This window comes from Nitrospirillum guanabarense, from assembly GCF_034653355.1.
Lineage (GTDB): Bacteria > Pseudomonadota > Alphaproteobacteria > Azospirillales > Azospirillaceae > Nitrospirillum.
This window is the reverse complement of record NZ_JAYEER010000001.1, coordinates 712,034-727,058: the sequence shown is the minus strand read 5'-3', so window position 1 is coordinate 727,058 and position 15,025 is coordinate 712,034. Positions and strand designations below refer to the sequence as shown.

Below are 15,025 nucleotides of genomic sequence, written 5' to 3'. Positions count from 1 at the left end.
CGGGTGGGTATGCCGTTGCCAGTCCAGGGCATTATGAGGGCTGGGGGCCAGCGCTGCCACCGCCCAAATCCTGGAACACTTTCAAGCCGGGCACGGGTGTCCGCCATAGCCGCCGGCTATGAAAACGCGATGTTGAACCTTAACCGTTGGCGGCTAAACTTCCGGCTGTTCAGGGCGCTCCGTCCCGGGGCCGTCCTTCCAGCCGTCAGGAGATCCCAGGTGCGCGCCCTTTCCGCCCTCATCCTTTGCGCCCCCCTTGCCGCCTCGCTGCTGCTGTCCTTGCCGGCGGCGGCCCAGAGCGCCCCGCCGGCCGACGCCGACAAGAAGGCGGTGATCCAGCAGCAGAAAGAGAACGAGGACGCGGAAAGCCTCTGCCGCGTCATCAAGGAAAAGGCCGATTACGAGAAGTGCCTGGAACTGTACTTCCTGGACCAGGAGCAGTTCCGCGCCTTTCTCGACGCGCATAAGCCCAAGCCCGCGCCCAAGGCCTGACAAGAAGGAAACGGCCACCCCGGGAATGCTCAGGGTGACCGTTTCCATGCCGACCGCTCAGAACTTGTAGCTGACGCGGCCGTAATAGAACGCGCCGTTGAACCCGAAGGGCGAGTAGTTGCTGTAGGGATAGATGCCGCTGGTGCTGTTGGCGGCGATGACCTTGTCGGGATAGACGTCGAACACGTTGTCCGCCCCGACGGTCACGCCGATGGCGTCCGTCACCTGATAGCTGATGGCGATGTCGGTGATCCACTTGGCGCCATAGGTCTGGTCCAGCGCCGGGTTGCTGCTGTCCAGCGAGGTGGTGCTGCCGTAGCGCGTGGTGCGCACCGTGGTCGACAGCTTGTCCCAGTCATAGGTGGCCGCCAGGTTCAGCTTGTTCTTGGGCTGGCCCTTCTCGATGCGGCCCTTTTCCGACCGGCCGAAGCGGAAGACGGCGGTGCCCAGGCTGGCCAGCTGCGACGGATTGCCCTCCACCCGCGTCACTTCCGTGTCGTTCAGGTTCAGGCCGGCGGTCAGCGACAGGCTGCCCGCGTCGCCCAGGTCGATGGCATAGCGGCCGACGATATCCACACCCCGGGTGCGGGTATCGATGGCGTTGGTGAAGAAACGGCCGCCGCCGACGCCGGTCACGCCGTTGGCCGCCAGCAGCCGCACCACCGCCGCCCCGGTCAGGTTCTCCGACAGCACGATGCGGTCGTCGATGTCGATCTGGTAGAAATCCACAGTGGCGTAGAAGTTGTCCGCCGGGCGGAACACCAGGCCGGCGCTGTAGTTGGTGGACTTCTCCGGTTTCAGCGGCTCGGCACCCAGCGCCTTGGCCGCCGGATCCGTCACCGGGAAGGTGCGGACGTCATAGGGCACGCTGTTGATGAACACGGTGCTGGTGGCGGAATAGTGCGACTGGGCCAGCGACGGCGCGCGGAAGCCGGTGCTGATGGCACCGCGGACGGAGAGGAAGGAGATCAGGTCGTACTTGGCCGACAGCTCCCCGTTCGTGGTGTCGCCGAAATCGCTGTAATGCTCATACCGGCCGGCCAAGTTCACCAGGAAGTCGGGCGTCAGCTTGGTTTCCAGCTCGGCATAGGTGCCGACGCTGCCCCGGCTGTTGGTGCCGGCGTCGGCCGGCTCGAATCCGGGAAAGACCTGGGCGCCGGGGGCGGCCGGCGTGCCCTTGGACGGCCCGTCCAGCACCCGTACGCCGCCGTTGATGTAGCTGGCGGGTTCGCCCGCCTTGATGGTGTAGTCCTCGCGCCGCACCTCGGTGCCCACCGCGATGGACAGCGTGTCGGGCAGGAAGCCGACATGGGCCAGCTTGCGGACATCCAGGTTGCCCACCAGTTCGTCCGACACCAGTTCGCCGGCGTAAAAGCTGCGCGGGCTGGCCGTGCCCAGCGAGACGTTGACCGAATTCTCCACCCCATAGTCGAAGCGGTTGCGGCCGTAATCGACGCTCAGGTCATAGGTCCAGTCGTCGGGCAGGTCGCCGCGCGCGCCCACCGTCGTCGACAGGTCCAGCTGCTTGGACGTGATGAAGGGCAGGTAGCCGTCGGGCGTCAGGGCCCGCACTGTGCGCACGTCCTGGGCCCGGCGGAAGAAGCCGGCGCTCTGACCGTCGCGTTGGCCCAGGCTGGCGAAGGCGTAAATCTCCGCCTTGTCGTTCACCGGCAGGCTGGCGTTCAGGAACAGGTTGTATTCCTTGTCCAGCGGGTCGCCGAAGCGGCTGTCGTGCCGGTTGAACGTGGCCTCGCGCGGGTCGCCGGCCGTCAGATACTGCTGGCGGGGGTCGTCGCCGGAGCGGTCGGTGGGACGCGACCGGTGCGCCTCCGCCGACAGGGTGACGTAGCCGTTGCGGGGCAGCGGCAGGCCGACATTGGCCTCCACCCTGCCGGTCTGGCCGTCGCCGGCGCCGTACTCGCCATACTCCACGGCGGCGCTGCCGCCGCTGTCCTGGCCCTTCAGCCGGATGTTGATGACGCCGGCGATGGCGTCCGAACCGTATTGGGCGGCGGCCCCGTCGCGCAGCACCTCGATCTTCTCGATGGCGATGGACGGGATGGTGTTCAGGTCCACGGCGTCGGACCCGCGGCCCACGCTGCCGTTCAGGTTCAGGACGGCGCTGACGTGCCGGCGCTTGCCGTTGACCAGCACCAGGGTCTGGTCGGGGCTCAGGCCCCGCAGGGTGGCGGGGCGCACGTGGTCGGTGCCGTCGGTGTTGGCCGGCTGGGGGAAGTTGAAGCTGGGCACCAGGGCGCGCAGCATCTGGGTGGTCTGGACCAGGCCGGTCTTCTCCAGCTCATCCACCGGCAGCACGTCGATGGGCACGGGGGAGGAGGCGACGGTGCGGTCGCTGCGCCGCGTGCCGGTCACCACCACCTCGTCCAGGTCGCTCAAGGTGGCATTGCTTTGCGGTGCCGGATCGGCCGCCTGGGCGGCCGGAACGAATAGGGGGGCGGCCAGGATCAACGCTAGTGCGGTGGCGGCCCGGCGGTGCTTGCCCAGGGACAGGGACCTTGAGGAAACGGTCATGGATGAAAGGCTCCCAATGGGTTGTCCCGCCCGCCATCAGGAGGACGGACAGGAACAACGTTTTTTTTGTGTTCATATTTTTATTCAACATACGACGAGAGCATGACGCAGATCGTCGCAGTCTCGCAAGCGTCGGCCTGGAACGGGGCGCGGCGGGGGAGCCATGCCAGAATTGTATAGATCGCTTGCCGTTTGACTGGTCTATCGCCCATTCTATTTCACGCTACCACCAATGTGGTATGTAAGCCAAACGTCGCTTGACAGCGGGGGTGGACGCCATTGAGCATGGGGATCAATTTGCGGCCCCTTGGGCTCACCCCACCGGCGCCGGGTAGGAACACCCATGACGACACGGCCGACCATCGCCATCATCGGCGCGGGCTTCAGCGGTTCTTTGCTGGCCTTGCACCTCCTTTCCCGCGGGGCCGACTGTCCCCGCATCCTGTTGATCGAACGCGCCTCCGACTTCGGCCGGGGGCTGGCCTACGCCACCGGCAATCCCGCCCACCTGCTGAACGTCCGGGCCGGGAACATGAGCGCGTTTCCCGACCAGCCGGAGCATTTCCTGGCCTGGTTGCGCCAGCAGGGCGATGCGGTGCCGGGGGCGGCCGGGGCCGGCCCCGCCAGCTTCGTCGCGCGCCAGACCTACGGCCATTACCTGCAAAAGCTGATCTCGGACGCCGCCAAGCAGTCACGCTCCGCCGGTCGCCTCATCCTGGTGCCGGACACGGCGGTGGCCCTGCGGCAGGAGGGCGGGCGCATGGTGGTGCGCCTGGACGTGGGCCGGGAATACAAGCTGGATGCGGCCGTGCTGGCGATCGGCAATTTCCCGCCGCAGCCGCCGCTCCTGTTCGACGGCGCCTTTTTCCGGTCCAGCCGTTTCCACCCCGACCCCTGGGCGCCCAGCGTGGCGCGGGATATCGGCGTGCGCGACAGCGTGCTGGTGGTGGGCACCGGGCTGACCATGGTCGACACGGTGCTGTCCCTGCGGGCGCGCGGCCACCAGGGGCAGATCGTGGCGCTGTCGCGCCGTGGCCTGCTGCCCCGCCGGCACACCGATGCCGTGCCCCATGTCGTGCCGCCGCCACCGGACATGCCCACCTCCCTCTCCCGCGCGCTGGCCCATGTGCGCCGGCTGGTGCGGCAGGAACAGGCGGCCGGGCGCGCCTGGCAGCCGGTGATCGACAGCCTGCGCCCGCGCACGGTGGCCTATTGGCAGGCCCTGCCGCTGGGGGAGAAGAAGCGCTTCCTGCGCCACCTGCGTCCCTGGTGGGACGTGCACCGTCACCGCTTGGCGCCGGCCGTCGCCACCCAGCTGACGGCCTTGCAGGCCACGGGCGCGCTGATCGTCACCGCCGGCCGGCTGCAGTCCATCGAGGAGGTGCCCGACGCCCTGCAGGGCCGGGTGCGCGTGACCTACCGCCCCCGGAACGAGGACGGCGACATCACCTTCCCGGTCGACCAGGTCATCAACTGTTCCGGCCCGGCCTGTGACATCCTGCGGGTGACCGACCCGCTGGTGCGCGACCTGCTGGCCCAGGGCACCATCCGCCCCGATCCCCTGCACCTGGGTCTGGACGTGGATGCCGAGGCGCGGGTGCTGGACGTCGGCGGTCGGCCGGTCCCCGGGCTTTACGCCATCGGTCCGGTCACGCGCGGCACCTTCTGGGAAATGACGGCCGTGCCGGACATCCGCATGCAGGCCGCCACGCTGGCCCAGCATATCGGCGCCTACGTCGACCGCCATGCCAAGGTGGCGGTGGAGGCCTGATCAGGCCTCCACCCGTTTCAGGAAGCGGTCGAACGAGGCATCCACCGCCTGGCGGCCGCCCCCGATGATGTTGCGGCCCCAGGTGTAGCCGTAGACGTCCTCAAACGTGCACCCGGCCAGCCGCTCGCGGATACCCCGCACGTCCGCCGCCGTCATGGGCAGATAGTTGGGGTAGCTGTACATGAAGGTGACGTGCCGGCGGTCCATCACCACCTGCAGCGCGTCGCCGGGGAACAGGGCGCCGCCGGGGCGGGGACCGTCGCGCCAGTGCAGGGCGGTGCTGCCGGGGAAATGCCCGCCACAGCGGATGAGGGTGACGGCGTCCGACAGGACCAGGTGGTCGCCCTCCCAGAACTCCACCTGCGGCGCCGGGCGCATGACCCAGTCGCGGTCGGCGGCATGCAGCAGGATCGGGATATTCCCCAGCGCCTCGCTCCACGACACCATGGACGCGTAGAAATGGGGATGGGAGATGACGATCCTGTCCACGCCACCCCGCGCCTTCAGCGCCGCCACCCCTTCCTCCGTCACCAGTGGCACGCATTCCCACAGGATGGTGCCGGCATCGGTGGGCAGCAGCAGGGCGCGCTGGTCGATGGCGAAGGGCGGCGTCATGCCCAGCGCCAACAGGCCCGCATCCTGCTCCAGCCGGTTGCGGTGGCGGGCGGCCAGCCCGTCCATGGTGGTCCAGCGTTGGCCCCGCCAGCCGACATATTGGCGCTCATCCTCGCAGATGGGGCAGCGCTCGGGTGGCGTCGTGACGGCGAACTGGGTGCCGCAGGTCTCGCAGATGGCGTGCATGGCGATGCTTTCATCAGGCCAGGGCGGGGTGGGGCTCGACCCTCTGGGCGGCGCACCAGGCCAGATAGGCGGCCCGCGCGCTGGCGCTGTTGGTGGTCCCTATCACGTGGCCCCGCTCATCCAGATAATCGATATCCCCCGTCAGGCTGATGTGGATGACGCACGGCTCATCCCCCACCGTGCGCCAGCTGTCGACATTGCCCGCCGGTTCGTGGACGAAGACGCCGGGGCCGATGACCTCCCCCGTCTCGATGATCTCCCGCGATCCGGACAGGGTGTAGGCGTGAACCTCCCCGCTGTGGCGGTGGCGGGGGATGACGGTGCCAGGCTCCACCCGCAGCTGCAGGTCATAGCCGTCGTCGGCGAAGTGCAGGGGACGGAACGACAGGCCGGGGCGCAGCGGAACCCAGGCCTGGGCCAGGGCGTCGATGGGATGGGCGGTGAGACTGGTCATGAGGTTTCCTCCGGTTTGCGCGTCAACGGGCCTGGGCGACGGTGCGCCGGGCGGTGGCCAGGGTGATTTCCCCCGGCCCCATGATGCGGGTGATGCGGCCCTTGGCGTCGATGATGGCCAGGCTGGGCACCTCGCGCACGCCGAAGGCGCGGAACAGGTGGCCATCGGCGTCCAGGGTCAGGGGCAGGCCGCTTGGTACCGCCGTCTTGGGGTTGGCCTGGTAGTCGGCCAGGTCCTTGGCCGAAGCCCACAGGCCCGAGGCCACGCCCAGCCAATGGGCCTGACCCTGGTCGGCCAGGCTGGACGCCACCTCCCGCGCCTGGCGGCAGGCGGCCGCCATGGCCGGCCGGCTGGCGGCCAGATAGGACTCGCACCAGGGGGAGAAGAACAGGACGGCGCGCGGCTTGCCGTCGCGGCTGGGGCCACCCACGGGGAAGGCCTGGCCGGTGGTGATGCTGGTGGTCAGTCCTGGCAGGATGTCGCCTGGTTTATAGGTCGCTTCCTGCGGATGGCCAGGGGCGGTGGCGATGCCGGCGGCACTCCCGCCCTCCGCCAGGGCCGCCTGCAGCGCCTGGTGCAATTTGTCGTCCGCCAGATGGCCGACGTACAGGATGCGGCCGTCGCGGCCGATGACCACGTGTTGCGGCGTCACCCGCAGGTTCAGGGCGGCGGCCAGGCTACCGTCGTCCACCACCACCGGCATGCGTAGGCCCATCTTCTGGCGGAAGTCGCGTACCGTCGCCGGCTTGTCGTTGAAGCCGGTGTTGACGGCGATGATGGCCATCTTGTCGCCCAACGCCTCGTAGTCCGCTTCGAAGCCCGGCATCTGCTCCCGGCAGGGCACGCACCAGGTGGCCCAGAACTTCAGGTACACAGGCTTCTTGCCGTAGTAGGCGGACAGGTCGATGCGCTTCCCTTCCAGGGTGGTCAGCGTGGCGGCGGGGCCGGGCAGGCCCAACAGGCCACTGCCCGCCGCCTCCGCCCGGCCCTGGCCGCTTTCATCGCTCACGGTCGCCGTGTCGGCGGCGGCTGTGGTGGCCAGGGCGGCGGCCAGGAGGCCGGCATAGAACAGGGTGCGCATCAGGGGCGTTCCTTCACAATCCGATGTCCCCCAGCATGGCCTGGAATTGGACCATGAACGAGAACCGATCCATGGTATTGTTGGTGGTCCAATTTGGAACCATGAACACCCCATGACCATCGCCCTGGAACTGGGCCTGACGCTGCCACCGCCCGGTTCCCGCCATGTCCGCCGCGCCCTGCATGACCAGTTGCGCGCCGCCATCCTGGACGGGCGGCTGGCGCCGGGTCTGGCCCTGCCGCCCAGCCGGGCCCTGGCGCAGGAACTGGGCCTGTCCCGCACCACGGTGGTCATGGTCTATGATCTGCTGTTGAGTGAGGGCTACGTCGTCGCCCGCACCGGCGCCGGCACCTTCGTCGCCGACACGCGCCCCAAGGCCCAGGCGGGCGCGCCGCCGCCCGGTCCGCCCCCGGGCGTGCGCCTGAACCCGGCCCTGCTGACGCCTGGCGGGGCCCGCGCGCCCACCGTCCCGCCCGAGGTGGCGGTCAATTTCCGCTTGGGCCTGCCGGACACCAGCGCCTTCCCCTTCGACATCTGGGGGCGGCTGTACATCCGGGCCTTGCGCGCTTTCGCCCGCGCCCAGCCGGGCTATCGCGAACCGGCGGGCCGGCCGTCGCTGCGGGCGGCGGTGGCGGGCCATGTTTCCTTCACCCGCGCCGTGGCCTGCCGGGCGGAGGACATCGTTATCACCGCCGGGGCGCAGCAGGCCTTCGATCTGCTGGCCCGCGCGCTGGTGACGCCGGGTCGGCCGGTGGTGGCGATGGAGGATCCGGGCTATGCCTCCGCCCGCGGCGCCTTCCTGGCGGCCGGGGCCCGTCTGCATCCCACCCCCGTGGATGAGGAGGGCCTGGTGGTCGACGCCCTGCCGCCGGACGCGGCCGTGGTCTATGTCACGCCGTCGCACCAGTTCCCCCTGGGTGTGCCGCTGTCGCCCCGGCGGCGCCAGGCGTTGCTGGCCTACGCCGCGGCCTCGGGCGCCGTGATCGTGGAGGATGACTACGATGGAGAGTTCCGCTACGGCGGCCGGCCGCTGGACGCCTTGCAGACCCTGGATGGCGAAGGCCGCGTGTTCTACGTCGGCACCTTCTCCAAAAGCCTGTTCCCGGGCCTGCGTCTCGGGTTCATCGCCGTGCCCGCCTGGGCGCGGGACCCTGTGCTGAAGGCCAAGCAGGTGGCCGATTGGCACGCCCCGGTGGTGGAGCAGGACGCGCTGGCCGCTTTCATGGCCGAGGGGCACCTGGCCCGCCACGTCCGGCGCATGCGCACCCTGTATGACGAACGGCGCACGGCCCTGCTGGGGGCGCTGGCCACCCATTGCGCCGACCTGCTGGAACCGGTGCCGGCGGTGGCCGGCCTGCACCTGGCCACGCGTTTCCGCCGGCCGGTGGATGCCGACACCGTCACCACCCAGGCGCTGGCCGCTGGTATCGGGGTGGAAAGCTTGGCCAACTACGCCCTGCGGCCTGGGGTCGCCGGCCTGGCTTTCGGCTATGGCGGGGTGAAGGCGGAGGCCATCGCGCCGGCCGTCAGCCGGCTGGCGGCCATCCTTCGGGGCGCAGCGCGGTCCGCAGGCTGAAACCCAGCAGGCCGGCCGACAGCAGCAGGAAGAGGGCGGCGTGCGGCTCCAGCCAGGTGCCGGCGATGGCGGCGAACGCGATGCAGCAGCCCATCCACGCCAGCAGCCCGGCGGCGCAGATCCAGGCCAGCGGCCGGTCCCCCGCCCGGGTGCTGCGCAGCAGGTTCAGGGCGCCGATCAGGATGACCAGGATGCTGGCGCTCAAGGCCCACAGCAGCACCATGGGCTGGCTGCCATAAGCATTGAAAGACCCGGCGGTGTGCCCGCCGGCGCCCAGGATCAGCAGCACCGCCAGCGCGCGGTCGACCATCTTCCCCATCGAGTCTCCTCCCCTTGGCCCCCGTTCCGTTTTCACCCGTTGGCGGCGGTCGCGTACAGGTCCAGGATGCCGCCCCAGCCACCGTCGCTGCCCACCTTGGCCCGCAGGCGCTCGCCATTCTCCGCGCCGAAGCGCTCCAGGTCGCGGTGTTCCAGCGTCACCCGGGTCAGGGTCTCATCCAGGGCGGTGAAGGTCACCTCCACCTCCGAATAGGTGTCGGTACGGAATTGGAAATCCCCGTCCAGGTGCCAGCTCAGCACCAGGCGGGCCGGCGGCTCCCACGCCAGCACGCGGCCCCAATCGCATTCCGACCCATCGTCACCCACTTCGTACCAGCGGCCGTCGACCTTGGGCTCGATGATGGCGTTGGCCAGGGGCGCCTTGCCGATATGGTGGGTGGCCGGCCACCAGCTGGCGAAACGGGTGGTGAAGACGGTGAAGGCGTGGGCTTGGCCGGCCTTCACCGTCACGGTCTTGACCACGGGGGCGATGGCGATGGTGCGTTCGGCTAGCGTCACGGCGGTGCCTCCCTCTTATGGTTTGTCGGCGGTCCTCTCCGCTTCGGCCGCGAAGGCGTCGAGCGCGGTCTCCCAGAATTGGTCCAGCCAGCGGCGCAACGCGCCCAAGCCGTGCGGGTCGACGTGATAGATGCGGCGGGTCCCTTCCGCCCGATCAGTCACCAGCCCGGCGTCCTTCAGCACCTTCAGGTGCTGTGACACCGCCGGTCGGCTGATAGGCAGATGCCGCGCCAACTCCCCCACCGGCTGCGGCCCCGCCCGCAACCGCTCAAACACCGCCCGCCGGGTAGGATCGGCCAGGGCGGTCAGCGCTTGTTCGTAAGACATGACTTACGGTAAGTCATGGCGAACCGATGAGTCAAGGGCCTCGTCGGGGGCCACAGCAGGTGTTGTCAGTCAGTCCGCCAAGGATTTAAAATCGGCTGCTGCAACAGGCCAAAATCGGCGACGTTGCGCGTCACCAATGTAAGGTCGTGAATTTCCGCCGTGGCGGCGATGAAGGCGTCCATAACGCTAATGGATCGGCCGGTTGCCTGGCCGCGCGCCACGATGGCACCCCAGGCATCGGCCACCGCCGTGTCGATGGCCAGGACACGGCGATCGAAACGCAAGGGCAGGTCATCCCGCAACCATGTATCCAGTCGGGCTCGGCGCTGCCCCGGCGCCAATCGCTGCACGCCTTGACGCAGTTCCGCCAGGGTGGCGACGCTGAGGTAGAGGCGATCCTCATCAGCCGTGGCCAGCCATTCGATGACGCCGGCGTCAGGGTGAGGTTTCACCCATTCCGACACCACGTTGGTATCCAGCAGATAGTTCACAGATCAATCTCGCGGGCGCTATCTACCGCCCGTTCCACTATCAAGCCGGAATCACGCAAAGGGGACGCGGCGAAGAATTCGGCCAGATTGCCCACACGCCTTGTCTTGCGTTCCCACTCCTCGGCCGAGACGATCACGGCGGTGGTGCGGCCATTACGAGAGATGACCTGTGGGGTTCCGGCGGCGGCGCGATCGATCACCTCACTGAACTTGGCTTTCGCTTCCGCGATGGTCCAGGTTTTCATACCGTTCCCCTTTTGATGACTATATTGGTCATCATAGTCATCCGCGTGCTCGCCAGCAAGGTCAATGGGACACGGTGAAAACCGATAGCCAAGGCGGCAAGCCATCCCGTAAGACAGCGGTAGTCCTGCTTAAGCGTGATCAGCCGTCATGATTCTCGACATCATCGCCGCACTGGGCCTGCTGGCCATCCTCGCCATCTGCGTCCACGGCATGCGCACGCCGCAGAAGCGTGCGGGCTTCCTGCTCATGGCCGTGGTGACCCTGGTGGCCATCGGTGTGCTGGTGGCGGACAATGTCGTGGCCATCGGCCTGGTGCATGGCGCGCGCTTCGGCGCCGTGATCCTGGGCGTGATGGGTCTGATCAACGGCGCCCTGGTCCTGGCGCAGATCGTCCGCGGCAAGCCGTGGAACCCCCGCCGGCCTGGGCGGTGAGGCGGGGGCTGGGGCGTCAGGCCGTCAGAAAGTCCACCAGCGTCAGGGCCATGACCTCGGTCGCCTTGTACAGGTCGCTCAGCGGCAGGCGCTCATCCGCGCGGTGGGCGTTGGCTTCCTCGATGGTGTGTGGGCCGGCGCCGTAGAGCACGGTGGGAATGCCGGCCGCCGCGTAGTGGCGGGCGTCGGTGTAGATGGGCACGCCCTTGGCGGCGACAGGCTCACCCAGGATGCGGGTGGCGTGGCGGCTGATCGCGTCCGTCAGGCGGTCGGTGCCGGCGATGGGCTTCAGGGGCTCGGCCAGCAGGATGCGGCGCACGGCCACGGTCGCCTCCGGCCGTTCGGCGGCCGCCGCGGCGATGACCTGGCGCAGGGTGGCCTCCACCGTGGCGCCCTGTTCCTCCGGGATCATGCGGCGGTCCAGGCGGAAGGTGATGCGGTCGGGCACGACATTGGTGTTGATGCCGCCGGAAATCAGGCCGACGGTCAGCTGCGGGCTGCCGATGCCGGGCACGGCGGAAACGGTGGCGACATAGCCGGCGCGGTGCTGGTACAGCCAGCTGAGGATGACGGTTGCGGCCTCCAGCGCGTCGATGCCGGTGGCGGGCAGGGCGGCGTGGGCGGACTTGCCCCGCACCTCCACCTCCAGATGCAGGCAGCCGTTATGGGCGGTGACGATGCCATAGCTGAAGCCGGCGGACACGGCATAGTCGGGCTTGGACAGGCCCTGGTCCAACAGCCAGCGCGGCCCAATTTCCCCGCCCGCCTCCTCATCGTAGGTCAGGTGCAGTTCCACCGTGCCGTTCAGCGCCACGCCGTGGCGCGCCAGCTCATCCAGCGCCATCAGGGCGTAGGTGTAGCTGGCGAAGTCGGATTTGGAGACGGCGACGCCGCGCCCGTACATCCAGCCGTCCTTGACGGTGGCGGCATAGGGATCGACGGTCCAGCCCTCGCCCGGCGCCACCACGTCGCCATGGGCGTTCAGGGCGATGGTGGGGCCGCCGGCACCAAACGTGCGGCGCACGATCAGGTTGGTGGCGCTGATCATGCCGTTGGCCTTGACCAACGCGTCGGGCACGACATGGCGTTCCACGGCGTAACCCAGGCCCTCCAGCAGTTCGGCGGCGCGGGCGGCGTGGGGGGCGCAGTCACCCGGCGGGTTGTCGGAGGGCACCTTGATCAGCTCCGCCAGGAAGCGCACCTGCTCCTCCCGCTTGGCCGTCAGGAAGGTGTGGACGGCCCCCTGGATGGTGGCGGCGGTGTCGGCGGTCATGACAGGGGTCCTTCAAGGAGGGGAAACAGGGTCGAAACGGCGCAGGAAGTCCAGCAGCACGGTGACGGCCAGGTCGGCGTCCTCCACCGTGATACTTTCGGCGGGGTTGTGGCTGATGCCGCCCTTGCAGCGGACGAACAGCATGGCCATGGGGCACAACGCCGCCAGGGCCATGGCGTCGTGGCCAGCGCCGCTGGGCAAGTGGTGGGGGATGATGCCGGCCCGCGCCACCGCCTGGCCCAGCTGGCGCATCAGGCCGGGGTGGCAGTGGGCGGCGGGGGCGTCGTGCGTGGGCTGGATGTCCAGCGCCACGCCCCGGCGCTTGGCGATGGCGGCCAGGGTGCCCAGCAGACCGGCGGCGGCCTTCTTGCGGCTGTCGTCACGCGGGCTGCGCAGATCGATGGTGAAGGTGGCCTGGCCGGGGATGACGTTGACCGCACCCGGCTTGGCCTCCATGCGGCCCACGGTGGCAACCAAATCCGGTTCGGCCCCGCCGGCCGTCTCCACCGCCAGCACCATTTCCGCCGCCGCCGCCAGGGGGTCGTGGCGCAGGGCCATGGGCACGGTGCCGGCGTGGCCCGCCTGGCCGGTGACGGTGACGGCGTAGCGGCTGGCGCCGTTGATAGCGGTGACGATGCCCAGGGGCAGGCCCCGGGATTCCAGCACCGGGCCCTGCTCGATATGCACCTCGACAAAGCCGAGCACCTGGGACGGGTCGCGCGCCACGGCCCCCAGGCCGTCGGGGTCGCCGCCGAAATCCTTCAGCGCGGCGCCCAGGGCGATGCCGTCGCGGTCGCGCGCGGCCATGGCGTCGGGGGCGATGGTGTCTGCCACGGCGCGGCTGCCTGTCAGGGTGACGGGGAAGCGCACGCCCTCCTCATCGCCGAAGCCCAGCACCTCGATGGCGTAGGGCAGGCGTTCCCCCCGGCGGTTCAGTTCGGCGACGGCGGCGACGGCCGCCAGCACACCCAAATTGCCGTCGTATTTGCCGGCGTTGCGCACCGTGTCGATGTGTGAGCCCAGCAGCAGGGCGGGCAGACCGGTCGTGTCTCCCTCATAGCGGCCGACGACGGTGCCGGCGGCGTCCAAATGCGCCGCCATCCCCGCCTCACGCATCCAGGTCAGCAGCTGGTCGGCGGCGGCACGGTGCTCCGGCGTCAGGTACAGGCGGGTCAGGGCCGGCCGGTCGGCGCTGTGCCGGGCGAAGTCGTCCAGGCGCGCCATTAGGGCGGGGCCGAAGATCACGGTAGCATTTCCTTCAGACGCAGCAGCGCGATGCGCTCCACCTGGTTTGTCGCCGTGGCGAATTCCGTCTCCGCATCATTGGCCACGCGGCTTTCGAAATTTTCCAGGATGGCGGCGCGGGTCAGGCCGCGCACCGCCAGGATGAAGGGGAAGCCGAAGCGCGCCTTATAGGCGTCGTTCAGTTCCTGGAAGCGCGCGTATTCCTCGGGTGTGCACTTGTCCAGGCCGGCGGAGGCCTGTTCGGCGGTGGAATCCGCCGTCAGTTCCCCCCGCACAGCCAGGCGGCCGGCCAGGTCGGGGTGGGCCAGCAGCACACCCAGGCGCCGCTCCCGGCTGGCTGCCCGGAACTGCGTCACCAGCGCGGCGTGCAGGCCGTCGGCCGTGCGCGCGTCGGCGGGCAGGCCGGCATCCCACGCGGCTTCCGCGATCCACGGGGAATGCTCGAACACGCCGCCGAAGCGGGCAACGAAGGCGTCGCGCGTCTCAAAGAAGCCGGTCATGCGCCGGACCCCTTATAAGGATGGCGGGCGTGCCAGTGGCGGGCGATGTCGGCGCGCCGGGCGAACCAAACGCCCTCATGGGCCGCAGCGTAATCCAGGAAGCGTTCCAGCGCCTGGATACGGCCGGGCTTGCCCACCAGGCGGCAGTGCAGGCCGACCGACATCATGCGCGGCGTCTCCGCCCCCTCCGCGTACAGGGCGTCGAAGCTGTCCTTGAGGTAGGTGAAGAACTGGTCGCCGGAATGGAAGCCCTGGACCTGGACGAAGCGCATGTCGTTGCAGTCCAGGGTATAGGGCACGATCAGCTGCGGCCTGTCGCCTACCAATTGCCAATAGGGCAGGTCGTCGTCATAGGCGTCGGCGTCGTAGAGGAAGCCGCCATGCTCGGCCACCAGGCGGCGGGTGTTGGGGCTGGTGCGGCCGGTGTACCAGCCGACCGGCCGCGTGCCGCTGACCTGTTCCAGGATGGTCATGGCCTTGGCCATGTGCGCCGCCTCTTCGGTCGGGTCCATATACTGGTAATTGATCCAGCGATAGCCATGGCTGGCGATTTCATGGCCCTGGTCCACCATGGCGCGGATGACGTCCGGGTGGCGTTCCGCCGCCATGGCCACGGCGAAGATGGTCAGGGGAATGCGCTTCTTCTCGAACAGGCGCAAAAGGCGCCAGACGCCGACGCGGGAGCCGTATTCATACAGCGATTCCATGGACATGTGGCGCACGCCGGGCAGGGCCTGGGCCGCCACCATTTCCGATAGGAAGGCCTCGGACGCCGCGTCGCCATGCAGGATGCAGTTCTCCCCGCCCTCCTCATAGTTCAGCACCAGCTGAACCGCGATGCGGGCGGCGTTCGGCCAGTCCGCCTGGGGCGGGTTGGCGCCATAGCCGATCAGGTCGCGTGGATAGTCCGCCGTCATCATGCCCGTGCCCGTCCCCGTTTTCCGCCAGCCCCTTAAGGCGCATCATC

At 69.0% G+C, this 15,025-nt stretch carries 17 protein-coding genes; 4 read left to right on the top strand and 13 right to left on the bottom strand.

What is annotated here, in order from left to right:
- The first annotated feature begins 219 nt into the window (after positions 1–219).
- Positions 220–492, top strand: coding sequence for a hypothetical protein (locus tag UAA55_RS03065; protein ID WP_322951193.1), 273 nt, complete (start codon positions 220–222; stop codon positions 490–492).
- Positions 493–549: 57 nt separating this feature from the next.
- On the opposite strand, the gene UAA55_RS03060 is transcribed toward UAA55_RS03065, so the two are convergent.
- Positions 550–3,024: a TonB-dependent receptor plug domain-containing protein gene (locus tag UAA55_RS03060; RefSeq protein WP_322951192.1), complete on the bottom strand. Its 2,475-nt coding sequence runs from the start codon at positions 3,022–3,024 to the stop codon at positions 550–552.
- 343 nt (positions 3,025–3,367) lie between these two features.
- Here UAA55_RS03060 and UAA55_RS03055 point away from each other — a divergent pair, with 343 nt between their 5' ends.
- Positions 3,368–4,795 (top strand): FAD/NAD(P)-binding protein, encoded by a 1,428-nt coding sequence (locus UAA55_RS03055; RefSeq protein ID WP_322951191.1) that lies wholly within the window; start codon positions 3,368–3,370, stop codon positions 4,793–4,795.
- Here the strand turns inward: UAA55_RS03055 and UAA55_RS03050 are convergent, their stop codons facing one another.
- Genes UAA55_RS03050 through UAA55_RS03040 form a run of 3 tightly spaced genes read right to left on the bottom strand, consistent with a single transcriptional unit; the run spans position 4,796 to position 7,131 of the window.
- A complete protein-coding gene (locus UAA55_RS03050; RefSeq protein WP_322951190.1) occupies positions 4,796–5,596 on the bottom strand; it encodes an MBL fold metallo-hydrolase in 801 nt (266 codons plus the stop codon). It lies immediately after the preceding gene.
- Positions 5,597–5,609: 13 nt separating this feature from the next.
- Positions 5,610–6,050 (bottom strand): cupin domain-containing protein, encoded by a 441-nt coding sequence (locus UAA55_RS03045; RefSeq protein WP_322951189.1) that lies wholly within the window; start codon positions 6,048–6,050, stop codon positions 5,610–5,612.
- A gap of 22 nt (positions 6,051–6,072) precedes the next feature.
- Entirely contained in the window at positions 6,073–7,131 is a 1,059-nt protein-coding gene (locus UAA55_RS03040; protein WP_322951188.1) for a redoxin domain-containing protein, read from the bottom strand.
- A gap of 112 nt (positions 7,132–7,243) precedes the next feature.
- Between UAA55_RS03040 and pdxR the strand changes: the two genes are divergently transcribed.
- Entirely contained in the window at positions 7,244–8,707 is a 1,464-nt protein-coding gene (gene pdxR, locus UAA55_RS03035) for a MocR-like pyridoxine biosynthesis transcription factor PdxR (RefSeq protein ID WP_322951187.1), read from the top strand.
- Here pdxR and UAA55_RS03030 read toward each other — a convergent pair.
- From UAA55_RS03030 to UAA55_RS03010, 5 genes are all read right to left on the bottom strand, one after another.
- Entirely contained in the window at positions 8,658–9,026 is a 369-nt protein-coding gene (locus tag UAA55_RS03030) for a hypothetical protein (protein WP_322951186.1), read from the bottom strand. The genes pdxR and UAA55_RS03030 overlap by 50 nt on opposite strands.
- A gap of 32 nt (positions 9,027–9,058) precedes the next feature.
- Entirely contained in the window at positions 9,059–9,544 is a 486-nt protein-coding gene (locus UAA55_RS03025; RefSeq protein ID WP_322951185.1) for an SRPBCC family protein, read from the bottom strand.
- Positions 9,545–9,559: 15 nt separating this feature from the next.
- Positions 9,560–9,871: an ArsR/SmtB family transcription factor gene (locus UAA55_RS03020; protein ID WP_322951184.1), complete on the bottom strand. Its 312-nt coding sequence runs from the start codon at positions 9,869–9,871 to the stop codon at positions 9,560–9,562.
- Positions 9,872–9,936: 65 nt separating this feature from the next.
- Entirely contained in the window at positions 9,937–10,362 is a 426-nt protein-coding gene (locus UAA55_RS03015; protein ID WP_322951183.1) for a type II toxin-antitoxin system VapC family toxin, read from the bottom strand.
- Positions 10,359–10,607, bottom strand: coding sequence for a type II toxin-antitoxin system Phd/YefM family antitoxin (locus UAA55_RS03010; RefSeq protein WP_322951182.1), 249 nt, complete (start codon positions 10,605–10,607; stop codon positions 10,359–10,361). The genes UAA55_RS03015 and UAA55_RS03010 overlap by 4 nt, the downstream gene beginning before the upstream one ends.
- Positions 10,608–10,755: 148 nt before the next feature.
- Here UAA55_RS03010 and UAA55_RS03005 point away from each other — a divergent pair, with 148 nt between their 5' ends.
- Positions 10,756–11,040, top strand: a complete 285-nt coding sequence (locus UAA55_RS03005) for a hypothetical protein (RefSeq protein ID WP_322951181.1) — start codon at positions 10,756–10,758, stop codon at positions 11,038–11,040.
- A gap of 16 nt (positions 11,041–11,056) precedes the next feature.
- Here UAA55_RS03005 and UAA55_RS03000 read toward each other — a convergent pair whose 3' ends face one another.
- From UAA55_RS03000 to puuE, 4 genes are read right to left on the bottom strand one after another with little or no spacing between them, the layout of a single operon-like run.
- Positions 11,057–12,313, bottom strand: coding sequence for a M20/M25/M40 family metallo-hydrolase (locus UAA55_RS03000; protein WP_322951180.1), 1,257 nt, complete (start codon positions 12,311–12,313; stop codon positions 11,057–11,059).
- Between the two features lie 12 nt (positions 12,314–12,325).
- Entirely contained in the window at positions 12,326–13,558 is a 1,233-nt protein-coding gene (locus UAA55_RS02995) for an allantoate amidohydrolase (protein ID WP_322951179.1), read from the bottom strand.
- Positions 13,555–14,058: a 2-oxo-4-hydroxy-4-carboxy-5-ureidoimidazoline decarboxylase gene (gene uraD / locus UAA55_RS02990; RefSeq protein WP_322951178.1), complete on the bottom strand. Its 504-nt coding sequence runs from the start codon at positions 14,056–14,058 to the stop codon at positions 13,555–13,557. The genes UAA55_RS02995 and uraD overlap by 4 nt, the downstream gene beginning before the upstream one ends.
- On the bottom strand, positions 14,055–14,978 hold the full coding sequence (puuE, locus tag UAA55_RS02985; RefSeq protein WP_416235153.1) for an allantoinase PuuE: 924 nt from the start codon (positions 14,976–14,978) through the stop codon (positions 14,055–14,057). Before puuE ends, uraD begins: the two co-directional genes overlap by 4 nt.
- Between the last annotated feature and the right edge of the window lie 47 nt (positions 14,979–15,025).